Source organism: Kitasatospora sp. NPDC034023, from assembly GCF_055575795.1.
In genome coordinates this window covers 38975-51015 of the sequence record NZ_JBVIRY010000035.1, presented here as the reverse complement: position 1 = coordinate 51015, position 12041 = coordinate 38975, and the positions used below count along the sequence as shown (strand labels likewise).

The 12041-nt window shown below is 73.5% G+C and carries 12 protein-coding genes; 4 read left to right on the top strand and 8 right to left on the bottom strand.

The genetic code is table 11. The features are described from left to right. Positions 1–4: 4 nt before the first annotated feature. Positions 5–1243 carry an aminoglycoside phosphotransferase family protein gene (locus ACZ52R_RS34645; RefSeq protein WP_360504937.1) on the top strand — a complete coding sequence of 413 codons (1239 nt, stop codon included), beginning with the start codon at positions 5–7 and terminating at the stop codon, positions 1241–1243. A gap of 81 nt (positions 1244–1324) precedes the next feature. On the opposite strand, the gene ACZ52R_RS34640 is transcribed toward ACZ52R_RS34645, so the two are convergent. The 4 genes from ACZ52R_RS34640 to ACZ52R_RS34625 all read right to left on the bottom strand — a co-directional run bounded on the left by ACZ52R_RS34640 (position 1325) and on the right by ACZ52R_RS34625 (position 4543). Next, positions 1325–2437 carry an acyl-CoA dehydrogenase family protein gene (locus tag ACZ52R_RS34640; RefSeq protein WP_465625453.1) on the bottom strand — a complete coding sequence of 371 codons (1113 nt, stop codon included), beginning with the start codon at positions 2435–2437 and terminating at the stop codon, positions 1325–1327. A 439-nt stretch (positions 2438–2876) separates the two neighbouring features. Then, positions 2877–2960, bottom strand: a complete 84-nt coding sequence (locus ACZ52R_RS34635; protein ID WP_355211871.1) for a putative leader peptide — start codon at positions 2958–2960, stop codon at positions 2877–2879. A gap of 113 nt (positions 2961–3073) precedes the next feature. Continuing rightward, the gene (locus ACZ52R_RS34630; protein ID WP_360504941.1) at positions 3074–3568 is read right to left on the bottom strand and encodes a hypothetical protein; all 495 of its coding nucleotides are present in this window, start codon (positions 3566–3568) and stop codon (positions 3074–3076) included. Positions 3569–4330: 762 nt separating this feature from the next. After that, the gene (locus ACZ52R_RS34625) at positions 4331–4543 is read right to left on the bottom strand and encodes a DUF397 domain-containing protein (protein ID WP_097239819.1); all 213 of its coding nucleotides are present in this window, start codon (positions 4541–4543) and stop codon (positions 4331–4333) included. Positions 4544–4919: 376 nt separating this feature from the next. On the opposite strand from ACZ52R_RS34625, the gene ACZ52R_RS34620 reads away from it, so the two are divergent. Continuing rightward, positions 4920–5459: a PTS-dependent dihydroxyacetone kinase phosphotransferase subunit DhaM gene (locus ACZ52R_RS34620; protein ID WP_465754792.1), complete on the top strand. Its 540-nt coding sequence runs from the start codon at positions 4920–4922 to the stop codon at positions 5457–5459. A gap of 23 nt (positions 5460–5482) precedes the next feature. Here ACZ52R_RS34620 and ACZ52R_RS34615 read toward each other — a convergent pair whose 3' ends face one another. From ACZ52R_RS34615 to ACZ52R_RS34605, 3 genes are all read right to left on the bottom strand, one after another. Then, on the bottom strand, positions 5483–5971 hold the full coding sequence (locus ACZ52R_RS34615) for an NUDIX hydrolase (protein ID WP_465625456.1): 489 nt from the start codon (positions 5969–5971) through the stop codon (positions 5483–5485). Positions 5972–6091: 120 nt separating this feature from the next. Next, positions 6092–6610: a sugar transferase gene (locus tag ACZ52R_RS34610; RefSeq protein ID WP_465625458.1), complete on the bottom strand. Its 519-nt coding sequence runs from the start codon at positions 6608–6610 to the stop codon at positions 6092–6094. A gap of 294 nt (positions 6611–6904) precedes the next feature. Then, entirely contained in the window at positions 6905–7120 is a 216-nt protein-coding gene (locus ACZ52R_RS34605) for a hypothetical protein (protein ID WP_360504948.1), read from the bottom strand. A gap of 475 nt (positions 7121–7595) precedes the next feature. Here ACZ52R_RS34605 and ACZ52R_RS34600 point away from each other — a divergent pair, with 475 nt between their 5' ends. After that, positions 7596–8666, top strand: a complete 1071-nt coding sequence (locus ACZ52R_RS34600; protein WP_465754791.1) for a polysaccharide deacetylase family protein — start codon at positions 7596–7598, stop codon at positions 8664–8666. 1377 nt (positions 8667–10043) lie between these two features. Here ACZ52R_RS34600 and ACZ52R_RS34595 read toward each other — a convergent pair. Beyond that, complete coding sequence (locus ACZ52R_RS34595; RefSeq protein WP_360504952.1) at positions 10044–10814, bottom strand: glutamate racemase; 771 nt, start codon at positions 10812–10814, stop codon at positions 10044–10046. 57 nt (positions 10815–10871) lie between these two features. On the opposite strand from ACZ52R_RS34595, the gene ACZ52R_RS34590 reads away from it, so the two are divergent. Next, the gene (locus tag ACZ52R_RS34590; RefSeq protein WP_360504954.1) at positions 10872–12020 is read left to right on the top strand and encodes a glycosyltransferase; all 1149 of its coding nucleotides are present in this window, start codon (positions 10872–10874) and stop codon (positions 12018–12020) included. Positions 12021–12041: the final 21 nt, after the last annotated feature.

Genomic DNA, 12041 nt, shown 5'->3' with positions numbered 1-12041 from the left:
GCCCATGTACTCCTCAGCGACGACCCCCACGCCGACCGCGACCCGCACCGCGCTGCGCCCCCCCACCGCAGCCGCCGGCCGGCCCGGCCCCAAGCAGGCGCCCCCGGCGAGCCGGCCGGTGGCTCCGCGCGGCGTCGAGGGCCGGGCCGCCGACACCCGGGTCGTCCCGGCCGGCCGTACGGCGCTGGGCCCCACCGGCCGTACCGCACTGGGGCTGCGCGGCCCCGAGGCCGCCCCGCCGGTCGGCAGCCGGCTCCCGCTCGCCCGCCAGGCCGACGGCCAGGTGCTGCGCGCCCGACGCCCCGGCCAGCCCGGCGGAGCGGAGCGGATCGACCCGTCGGCGCTGCAGACCCCGTCGGTACGGGCGGCGCTGGCGAGCATCGCGCGGATATGTCCCGCGTTCACCCCGCGCCAGGTCCTGCGCGAGGGCAGCCGCCACATCCTGGTGGCGGGCACCATCGGGCGGGCCCCGGTGGTCGCCAAGTGCCTGGCGCCGCAGGCGGTGCGGAGTGAGTACTTCGATCAGCTGGTGGCCGACTTCCACCACGAGGTCGCGGTCTACCGGGCGTTCGTCCGGCACCGCCCGCCGGTGCGGCTGCCCCGGCTGGTCGCGGCCGACCACGACCGCTGCGTACTGGTCATGGAGCGGATCCCCGGCCGCCCGGCCGCCCGGGAGCGCCACCCGGTCAACGCGCCCACCCCGGGCGAGGTGCGGGCGCTGCTCACCGCCGTCCGGACGCTGAACCTGTGGCGGCCGCCGACCGACGTGTTCCAGCCGCGCCTGGACTACCAGTGGGAGATCGCCCGCTACCACTCGGTGGGCCAGCTCACCGACCGGGACGCCGGCGACCTGCGCGGCCTGCTGCACGGCCTCGGCCACACCCCGCTGCAGCTCTGCCACGGCGACGCCCTGCTCAGCAACATGCTGCTGGCGCCGTCCGGCCCGGTGCTGGTCGACTGGGAGCAGGCCGGCTGGTACCTGCCCGGCTACGACCTGGCGGTGCTGTGGAGCGTGCTCTCCGGAGACACCGCGGCGCGCCGTCAGATCAGCCAACTCGCCCAGAGCGGCGGCACGCTGGCCCGGGACGCGTTCCTGGTGAACCTGGTGCTGGTACTGATGCGGGAAATCCGGCTGTACGACGTGCCGGGCGCCGGCGAGGAGCAGCGGATCATGATCCGCCGGCTCTACGACGACGCCGCGCTCGCCCGCCGGGCCGTCCGGGCCGCGGTCGGGACGCGCTGAACCGCCGTCCCCGGTGGTTCGGGTCCGAACCGGCCTGCCCGGCCGGGCATTTTACCGCCGCGCGTCGTACGACCAGGCGTGCTACGGCCGGGCGCCGCGCTCCAGGGCGGCCCGGCCGGCGGCCTCCAGGACGGTCTCGTCCGACGCCAGGTGCACCCGGCTGCTGAGCACGTCCCGCAGGTACCGCTCCAGCGGGTGACGTCGGCTCAGGCCGGGGTTGCCGGTCAGGGCGACGGCCTGCTGGACCGCCGTCGTCGCGGCACGGGTGGCCAGCAGGTGGGCCGGTCCGGTCCGGGCGACGGCGTCCGGCTCGCCCCGGTCCACCCGGGGCGCCAGACCCTCGACCAGTTCCTCGGCGCCGATCAGCTGCGCCTCGATCTCGCCGAGGGCGCAGCGGTAGCGGGGCAGGATGCCGAGCGGCTCGGTCAGGTTGGCCGGGGTGCGCTGGTTGAGGAAGCGGACCAGCCAGGACTCGGCGGCCCGGGCGACACCGATCGCCACCGCGGAGAGGGCCAGATCGTGCCAGGCGCGGGAGAGTTCGGCGTCGGCGTCGGCGTCCTTCGACTCACGGGCGCCGAGGCCGAGTGCGAGGTCGGCCGGCACCCGGACCCCGTCCAGCACGACGTCATGGCTGGCGCTGGCGCGCAGGCCGAGCTGGTCCCACGTCGGATCGATCTCGAGACCCTCGCTCTCACCGCGGACCAGGAAGGTCCCGATCCTCGGCTCCTCCTCCTCGGTCCGCGCGGTCACCGCCATCCAGGCCAGCGCCTCGGCGCCGGTGCAGTACGTCTTCCGGCCGGTCAGCAGCCAGCCGTCGCCGTCCCGCCGGGCGACCGTCTCGGGCAGTTCGCCCGATCCCGCGCCGGGCTCCGCCCGCAGCGTGTTGACCAGCGCCGGGCCACGCCGGGACTCGGTGATCAGTCGCCGGTAGCCGGCCGCCGGCCAGTCGGCGAGGCGGGCCTGCTCGGCATGCCGGAGCAGCGTGAACGCGGTGACCACGGCCACCGAGGCGTCCCCACGGCCGAGTTGGGACAGCACCCGGACGGTGTCGGCAAGCGAGCCGCCCGGTCCGCCGTACTTGCGGGAGACGGTGAGGGTGAGCAGTCCGGCCTCGTGGACCGCCTCGATGCCCTGGTACGGGAAGGTCGCGTCGCGGTCGTGCTCCTCGGCGCGGGCGGCCAGCAGGTCGACCACCCGGGGCAACCCGGCCAGCGCGGTCTCGACCGCCGCGCGGTCGGACGTCGGATGGTCGGACGTCGGATGGTCGGATGCCGATTGGCCGGATGTCGGATGGCCGGATGTCGGACGGCCTGAATCGGCCTGGCCGGAAGTCGACGGCGGCGAAGACGCCGGCGAACCGGTCCGGGAGCGGCCGGCGGAGGGCCGGTCGTCGAGCGGGCGGTCGCCGGAAGGGTGCTCCTCGGGCGAACGGTCGACGGACGAACGGTTGGCGGCGCGGGTCGTCATGATGCTGTGCCTCCGGGCGGCAGCGTGGGCTCGACGGATGCGGGCGGCACGCCGCACGGGCGCGCGGTACCGATTGGCGGCCCCGGAGGTCAGTTCACGGCCCGCCCCCGGGTTTCGGCGTCGACCGGACCCGGCCGACCACCCGCCGCCGGGGGACGGAGCCCCCTCAGCGGCCCGGACACACCGCGCTGGCGGTGCGCCGCAGATCCAGATGCCTGCGACGGGTCAGCAGCGGAAGACGGCACGGCATGTTCGCGACTGTACGAACCGTTGATCGATACCGTCAAGCGGCATCCGGCCCCCGGGCGGGCGCCGGACGGGCGCCGGACGAACGCCGCCGGCAGCCCCGGGGATCCCGGAGGATCAGCCCTGCTGGAACATGTCCGCGGGGAGCGGCTTCAGCAGCTGATACAGGTCGTCCGAAATCGGTCGGTCCCAGGACGCGATGGTGACCAGGACGCCGTCGCTGCGGCCGAACTGGGCGCAGAACACGCGCTCCTCGCTGACCTTGACCTTCTTCACGATCAGCAGGTCGTCCCCGAGCATGACCGGGAAGTCCTCGGCCGAGACGAACTCGACCGACTCGTCGTTCTCCAGCGCCGCGAGCAGCTGCCGCACCTCGAAGGGCACGTCGTCGCCGGTCTCCCGGGCAGGCGAACCTTCGGGGAGGTTGCCGATGAACATCGCCGGGCCTCTGCCGCCGAACAGGTCGTAGCGCAGGAAAATCCCCTGGCAGGAGCCGTCCGGGCCGGTCATCATGGCCGCACCGAAGTCACCGGGCCAGTCGCCCGGGTCCATCGCGAGCACGTCGAAGTCCGGGCCGGCGGGCTGTCCGGAGCGACGGCGGAGAAAAGACATGGGAACATCGTACGTGTCCGGCACACCGCGCTCGTGGGGTGGGTGGGGCACCGGCGGGGGGCGGGCGGGAGCATCGACGCTCAGAGACCAATGTTGACTCTGAGCAACCGTCCGGGCTACGTTCGGTTCAGCACGACAGCCGTTCTGGTTTTCACCCTCCGGGGGGACGGCATGTCGCAACGCGGCCCTACCCGCGTATCCCTCACCGTGCACTTGTCGTGCCGAACTGCCGAGCACCCAGCTTCGTCGTCGCACACAGCACAAACACAAGCCAACAGTTCCATGCATCACAAGCCAGATCCGCGGGGCCCCGGCCCGTCGCTCCCGTGGATCTGCTCGGGACGCCGCCGCGTGGGGGCGTGCGGGTCCCGAGCATCGGTGCCGCGATCCGAGTCGCTCTCGGGTTCGGCGCCAGCCTCCCGGCGACTGCCGGCCCCTTGTGGGCCGGGACCGGCCGACGCACCCCGGTGCGCAGGGGATGACTGGGAGGATGGCCTGGCAACGCTGCCGGGCCGCACAGCAGGCGCCGTGTCTGGCCGCGTGGGGGCGGTGGGCACGGCGTCTGCCTGTGCTCATACTTTGAGCTGCGTTTGTCTAACAGTCAACAGAAATTCTGACGGGGCACGCTCAATAGATCATCAGTTGTGATGTTCCGACCGGAAAACCGCCTGCGGAGCGGGCCCCCGGTCGGTTCCGGGAGCCCGCTCCGCAGTGGCTCAGGCGAGCGGCTCGAAGCAGCTCGAGGCGGCTCAGGCGAGCGGCTCAGGTGAGGTCGAACTCGCCGTCCCGGGCGCCGAGCACGAACGCCCGCCACTCCGCCGGCGTGAAGACCAGGACCGGCCCGTCCTCCTGGCGGCCGTCCCGCATCCCGATGTACCCGTCCACGAACGCGATCTGGACGTCTCCGACCCCCTGGCTGCTGCACAGCCACTCCGCGCCGGTGAAGTCCACCCTCGGCTTCCCGCTCGGCGCCAGGCCCGGCTGCGCGCCACCGGCCTCCGTGTCCGTCCCAGTGTTGACTGCCACTGACCGATCTCCTCCCGACGATGTTCCGGGCCCAGCCTAGCCACACCGCCCGGCCCCGGTCAGCGGGTTGACGAGGACTCCTCCGGCTATGGACGGGCGCCGCCGGAGGGCGGCTCGAGGCGCGGCGGAAAGGTCGAGGCGTGTCCCGACCGGCGGGGGCGGCGGGCAGCTGCCAGAGTGCTGCCAGGGCGCCGCCCGGGCCGGCAAGCGCGGGAGAGCGCCCCCTCCGACCGTACAGAGCCCTCCGCGGCCCCCAGGGGCCGGACCGCACCGCCGACGACCCCGCCCACCCCAACACCCACCGAACCGCCCAAGGGAGCAGCCGATGAGCCGCCGGGACGGCACCCGCGCCGACGTCATCCCCATCTCCGACGCCCCCTCGGCCCACCCCCCGGCACCCCGTACGCCTCCCTCGGCCACGCCACTGCCCCGGCCGACCCCCGCCCGGCCCCCCACGCACGGACGGGTCGGCATCGTCCTGGTCTCGCACAGCCAGGAACTGGCCACCGCCGTACGCAACCTCGCGCTCGCATTGACCGGATCCGACTCCCCCGCCCCGATCTCCGCGACCGGCGGCGACCCGTCGAACGGGCCCGGCATCAGCGCCGTCCTGGTGGCCGCCGCGACCCGCCGGGTGGACCAGGGCCACGGCGTCGTGGTGCTCGCCGACCTGGGCGGGGCCGTCACCACCGTCCGCGCCCTGCTGTCCGACGCCGACGAGCACGGCCTGCCGTTCCCGGTCCGGTTCGCCAACGCCCCGTTCGTCGAAGGCGCGGTGGCCGCGACCGCGACCGCGGCGGCGGGCGGCGACCTGGCGGCGGTGCTGGACGCGGCCGAGGAGGCCTACCGGCAGCACAAGGGCTGACCGGGTGCCGCGCCCGCGGCCGGTCAGGGGCGCTCCTGGCCCTCCCAGGTGAAGACCGCCGGGCCCTCGCACTCCAGCGCGTGGCGCAGCCGCTCGTGCTCGGACTCGATCATCGGCGGCAGCTCGTCCAGCGCGAACCAGCCGACCTCGAGCGACTCGTCGTCGTTCACCCGCGCCTCGCCGCCGACCGCACGGCAGCGGAAGGTCAGCACCAGGTACTGCGTCACGTCGCCGTTCGGGTACGTCACCTGCGGCGAGACGGTGACCGAGGCCAGCAGCTCGGGCACGGCCACCACGCCGGTCTCCTCCTCGCACTCGCGCACCACGCCGTCGCCGGGCTGCTCGCCGGGGTCGAGGATCCCGCCGACCGGCGCCCAGCGGCCGTCATCGGCTCGGCGGGCGAGCAGCACCCGGTCGCGATCGTCCAGCACGACGGCGACGACGGCGCTCAGCCACAGCGGGCGGTGGCCCACGAGGGAGCGGAGGTCGGCGAGGAAGGGGGGAATTGCCATGTGGCGCAGCCTATCGGGGCGGCTGCCGGCCGGGGTGGGGTCGGCCGGGGTCGGGTGGTCCGGGTCCGCTCGAGCGGCTCGGGTCGGCCAAGTCGGCCGGGTCGGGGCGGCCGGGTCTGCTCAACCAGGTCGGCGCGGTGGGTCTCCGGTGGGGCGCAGCCGGTCGGTGGTCGGGCGCACCAAGGCGAGGACGGTGAGGCCGAGGATGTGCAGGTCGAGCCGGAGGGAGCGGTGCTCGACGTACCAGAGATCGAGTTCGGCGGCATGACCGTGGAGCTGGGCCCAGCCGGTCAGCCCGGGGCGCACGGCGAACCGGGCGCGCTCGCGGCAGGAGTAGCGGCCCACCTGATCGGGCCGGGCCGGTCGGGGGCCGATCACCCCCATCTCGCCGCGGACGACGTTCCAGAGCCGCGGCAGCTCCTCCAGGCCGGTGCGGCGCAGCAGGGTGCCGAACCCGCTGTCCCCACCCGTCCGGAAGCGCAGGATCTGGAACTCGCGGCCGTGCTGCCCGGCTCGGGTCTGCCGCTGGAGCACCGGGCCACCGCTGGTGCAGCGCAGCAGGACGGCGATCAGTACGGCCAGCGGTAGCGCGACGATCGCGGCCAGGGCGGCGAGGGCGAGATCACCACCGCGTTTCATGAGGTGGACATGGCACTATCCGATCTGCCGCTCATCGCTCCCCCTCTACGGCGCTTCGAGCCGGAAGAACGCATTCACAGTAGAGGCGTGATGAAGCCGCCGTCCAAGAATGGTGAAAGAAGGGGGCGGGAGATTGTCCGACAGGACGATATTCGGTCGGTCTGACCAATTTCGCTCGATCTGCCGTTTCGAAATTCCGAACGCGATCGACATACGGGCGAGCGGGCGGGTGGCCCCGTCAGTGTTCTCCGGCCGGCGCCTCCGGCCCGTGTCGTCCGGTCGGCTCGTCCGCCTCTAGAGCGCGGCGCGGCGCCGGTCACGGAAGTGACCGAAGGCGATCCGACCGAGCAGCAGGACACCCGCCGCCAGGCAGCCGGCCACCGCCATCGCCCAGGCCGGGCCGCCACTGTCCGGAACGAGCACCGCCACGACGATCCCCGCCGCCAGGCAGGCCACACCCACCACGGCCAGCGGAAGCTGGTGGGTGACCAGGGCTCCGCCACTGCACACGCGAGCCATCCGAGAAGCGCCGTGCAAGTGGAAGGGGTCACGGTCCGCATCTGCCATGAGCCCAAGGTACCCCGGGCCGAAGCGGGAGGCAGCCCGCAGGGAGTGCAGGATCGAACACTCTGCGCGACCGACGGATCGGTACCCGTCCGGGGTCGGGCGGGGGTGGCTACGGGGGTGGTTGCGGGGCGACACGGCGGCCGATCCGGGCCCCACCGAAGCGGCGCCCGATGCCCCCGGATGCGCATTCCTACTCCACAATCAGTCCACGAAAAATCCTCGTCCCCCCGGTACAACCATCCCCGCGGTGCAACGGTCTCAATGGCATTGAGTGATCCAGGAGCCGTTCGAGGGACGGGTGTGAACCCCCCACCGAGAACAGGAAAGTCCAGGGGCGGAGCCGCCGACCCCTGGAGTCGGAGGCCGGGCTCCGTCCTCCGGCGGTACCGCCACGCCGCTCGGCGAACGAGGGGGAACCGTGCCGCAGTCCCAGTCCACAACATCGATCTCCATGGCCCGCGCCAGGCCCATGCCCGGCGTGCGCGCACTGCCGCCCCCTGTCAGGTGGGCTGCGGACCGGCACGAGGTGAGCCGGCACGGCGGGGGCCGTCGCCGACTGACCGTCGAGACGGAACAGCAGGACGCGCGGGGCGAATGGCTGCGGTTCGCCCCCGTCCAGCCGCTGTTCCGGGCCCGGGCCGCCCAGCGCCTCGCCGTGCTCGCGTACCACGGGGTGACCGACCACCGGTCGTTCGGCGCCCAACTCGACCGGCTCCAGCGGCTCGCCACTCCCGTGTCGCTCACCGCCGTCCTCCAGGCCGTGACCGAGCGGCGGCCACTGCCGCCCCGGAGCGTCCTGGTCACCTTCGACGACGCCGACCGGAGCGTCCTCACCCACGCCCTGCCCGCCCTCGACGCCCGTGGCATTCCGGCCACCGCCTTCGTCATCTCGGAGCTCATCGGCACCGAGCGACCGTTCTGGTGGCACGAGGCCGACTTCCTCGCCCGACACGGCGGCCGCGCCCGCTCGCTCGACTGCGGTCACCCGTCCCAGCTGCTCCGCCGACTCAAGGCCATGCCCGACCCGGACCGCCGACGCAGCCTCCACGAGCTGCGCGTCAGCGCCGACCGCCGACCGCCCCGCCAGGAACAGCTCACCCCCGCCGACCTCCTCGCCCTGCGGGACGGGGGCGTCGCGATCGGCAACCACACCCAGGGACACCCGTGCCTCGGGCGCTGCGACGACGACACCGTCCGCGCCGAGATCACCGGCGCCCACGAGGCCCTCACCCGCTGGCTCGGCGAGCCGCCGACCGCCTTCGCCTACCCGGACGGTGGCCACGACCCCCGTGCCGAAACCGTCCTGCAGGAACTCGGCTACCGCCTCGGCTTCCTCTCCGACCACCGCCTGGGCCCCCGCCTCCCCTCCCACCCCCTCCAGATCAGCCGCCTCCAGGTCGACTCCACCACCAGCACCCGCCGCTTCGACACCATCCTCTCCGGCCTCGAACCCGCCTACCGCCGCTGGCGCCGCCAAGCCGTCGCCTGACCCCCGGCGCGTGCCCGACAGTCATTCGAAATGCCAATAGGGCACGGAAATGGTGCCTTGAGGGATATCTACGCGGGTAGCGCGTGCGGCGGGTAGCGCGTGCACAGGAAGTCGACTGGATCGACTTCCTGTGCACGGCGTCATGTCTACGCGAGTAGAAGGCTGCCGCGGATTAGCCTCGGGACATTACCGGGCATGGAAGTCAAACCGATCGACTCCCCGCGCGCCAACACTCCAAGCCGCCGGCGGCGGGCGATCCGGCACCCACCCCGCGCAGGAAGTCGGCCAGGCCGACTTCTCGCACCCCGCAAGCCGAGCGGCCCGCTACGCGAGTAGACAGCGCGCGCCGCAGCCGCCCCGGGACATCGCCGGGCACAGGAAGTCGGGCCAGCCGACTTCCTGTGCAGCGCACCGCGCCCTCGCCCACCAGGCAGGCGGGCCCGCACCAGCCCCCGCACAAGCACGGGGTGACCGATGCGTAAGAAGTCGGCCCAGTCGACTTCTCACGCACCACAAGCAGGCTGTCTACGCGAGTAGATACAGCGCCGCTGCAGACAGGCCGGCACCGCCAAGCACGGGACGTCGGATCGGCCGACTTCCTGTGCGGCGCACCGCAACCCGGCCTGCAAGGGTGCCCACAAGCACAGGCAGCTCGCCCCAGAAGTCGACCTGGTCGACTCCCAGTGCAATGCACCCCCACCCCGCCCATCGAACGCGCCCACGGCCACGGGCTCAGGCGAGTACCGGATGGCCGTCGCGCGAGAAGTCGGATCGGCCGACTTCCTGCGCAACGCACTGTGGCCTGGCCCGCCGGACCGGCCACCAGCAGGCAGCTCGCGCGAGGGGTCGACTGGGCCGCCTTCCATGCGGCGCATCGCAGGTCACCCGCCGGGCTGGCCGCGGGCGCCGGCCTGCACAGGGCGTCGGCCTGATCGACTTCCCGCGCGCGACAGGCAGACAGGCAGGGCCCAGCCTTCTATGCGAGTAGATCCAGTCTGGGCGACGTCGCCGGACACAGGAGTTCGGATCGGCCGACTTCCTGCGCAGCGCACTGCGGCCCGGCCCGCCGGACCGGCCACCAGCAGGCAGCTCCCACCAGAAGTCGGCCGGGCCGACTTCCTGTGGCTGCCGGGTCGGGCGGTGGGGGCGGCGCATCTACGCGGATAGAAGTGCCGGGCAGCGGATCTGTCGGCATTTCCTGCGGGAAATGGGGCGGCCCGGATTTTCTTCATCGCGCAACGGAAATCGGCAGCGAAGCCCATTTGCGGGTATTCAGGGCGCCGCGCCGTGTCTGGCGCTTTGTGTGTGAATCCGGCTGTTGGGTCCCGAAATCGCCGCCACGTGGGACTGATGTGTGGCCGCCGTTGCCGGGATGGATCAGCCGATGAGGGTGGCCAGCGCGTTGCCCTGTGGGTAGAGGGCGGCGGCCGGCGGGAGTACGGCGGGGAGGCCGGCGTGAAGCACGGTGAGGGTGCCCGTCCCCGTGCGGGTGGGGTCGCTGACGCGACGGAGGGCCTGGGCGGCGACGGCGTCGGCGGAGCCGAGCAAGGTGAGCGCCGGGGACGCGGTCGGGGCGACGGCGGCGCGGATGCGGTCGTCGACGAGTTCGTAGTGGGTGCAGCCGAGCACGAGGACGTCGGTGCCGGCCGGCGTGCGGGCGGCGGCGTCGGCGATGGCGGCCGTGATGGCGTCGTCGTCGCCGTGCTCGACGGCGTCCGCGAGGCCCGGGCAGGCGACCTCCGTGACGTCCGCCGTCCCGCCGAAGTCGCGGATCAGTCCGCGCTGGTAGGCGCTCCCGGTGGTGGCCGGGGTGGCCCAGATGGCGACCCGGCCGCCCAGTGCGGCAGCGGGCTTGATGGCCGGGACGGTGCCGATCACCGGCAGTCCGGGCTCCAGTTCGGCGCGCAGGGTGGCGAGCGCGTGGACGGAGGCCGTGTTGCAGGCGATCACCAGCGCGTCGGGTTCGAGCGCGGCGGCGGCCCGGCAGCAGCCGAGGGCCAGTTCGGTGACCTCTTCGGGCGTACGCGGCCCCCAGGGCATCGAGGCCGGGTTGGAGGACAACACCAGGTCCGCGTCCGGGCGCAGCTTCCGGAGGGTGGCGGCGGCGGCCAGCAGGCCGATTCCGGAGTCCATCAGTGCGATCTTCACGGGTCAAGACTTTAGTCGATCCGCCCGCTCGGCCCTGTTCTGCGGCAGACTGCCGGGGTGACCGTCCTGCTGTGGATCGCCGCGTTCTCCCTGCTGGTCTGGCTCTGGCTGGCGTGCTGCCACGGCTTGTTCTGGCGCACCGACGTGCGGCTGCCGCCGCGTCGCCCGCCGGTCCGCTGGCCGCAGGCGGCGATCGTGGTGCCGGCCCGGGACGAGGCGGCGGTGCTGCCGGTGAGTCTGCCGACGCTGTTGGCGCAGAAGTACCCGGGGCGGGCGCGGGTGATCCTGGTGGACGACCACAGCTCGGACGGCACGGGCCCGCTGGCGGCGGAGCTGCGGACGATCGACGGGCTGGAGCTGACCGTCACCACGCCTCCCCCGTTGCCGCCTGGCTGGACGGGCAAGCTGTGGGCGCTGCGGCACGGGGTGGAGCTGGCCGGTCCGGACGTGGAGTACCTGCTGCTGACGGACGCGGACATCGCACACGGCCCGGACTCGCTCGCCGAGCTGGTGGCGGCGGCCGAGAGCAATGGCCTGGACCTGGTGTCGCAGATGGCCCGGCTGCGGGTGGAGACCGGCTGGGAGCGCCTGATCGTGCCGGCCTTCGTGTACTTCTTCGCCCAGCTGTACCCGTTCCGCCGGAGCAACCGTCCGGGTGCCCGGACGGCGGCCGCGGCGGGCGGCTGCTCGCTGGTGCGGCGCGAGGCGCTGGAGCGGGCCGGCGGGGTGGCGGCGATCCGGGGCGCGGTGATCGACGACGTGTCGCTGGCCCGGGCGGTGAAGTCCACCGGCGGCCGGACCTGGCTGGGTCTCGCCGGGGAGGTGGACAGCGTCCGCCCGTACCCGCGGCTGGAACAGCTGTGGCGGATGGTGTCGCGCAGCGCGTACGCCCAGCTGAGGCACTCGCCGCTGCTGCTGCTCGGGACGGTGCTGGGGCTGGCGCTGGTGTACCTGGTGCCGCCGGTGGCGACGGTGGCCGGGCTGGTGGCCGGGGCGCCGGTGGTGGCGGTGGCGGGTGGGGCGGCGTGGGCGCTGATGGCGGGGACGTACCTGCCGATGGTCCGGTACTACGGGCAGCCGGCCCCGGCCGTGGTGCTGCTGCCGTTCACGGCGGGGCTGTACCTGCTGATGACGGTCGACTCGGCGGTGCAGCACTGGCGCGGCCGGGGCGCGGCGTGGAAGGGCCGGACCTACTCGCGGGCGTGACCCCTGTACACGCCCGCGAGC

Excerpts from the sequence above, each read along its gene's own strand:
- ACZ52R_RS34620 (WP_465754792.1), top strand. The coding sequence starts at position 4,920 with ATGAGCCGCCGGGACGGCACCCGCGCCGACGTCATCCCCATCTCCGAC.
- ACZ52R_RS34630 (WP_360504941.1), bottom strand. The coding sequence starts at position 3,568 with ATGTCTTTTCTCCGCCGTCGCTCCGGACAGCCCGCCGGCCCGGACTTC.
- ACZ52R_RS34610 (WP_465625458.1), bottom strand. The coding sequence starts at position 6,610 with ATGAAACGCGGTGGTGATCTCGCCCTCGCCGCCCTGGCCGCGATCGTC.
- ACZ52R_RS34645 (WP_360504937.1), top strand. The coding sequence starts at position 5 with ATGTACTCCTCAGCGACGACCCCCACGCCGACCGCGACCCGCACCGCG.
- ACZ52R_RS34635 (WP_355211871.1), bottom strand. The coding sequence starts at position 2,960 with ATGCCGTGCCGTCTTCCGCTGCTGACCCGTCGCAGGCATCTGGATCTG.
- ACZ52R_RS34615 (WP_465625456.1), bottom strand. The coding sequence starts at position 5,971 with ATGGCAATTCCCCCCTTCCTCGCCGACCTCCGCTCCCTCGTGGGCCAC.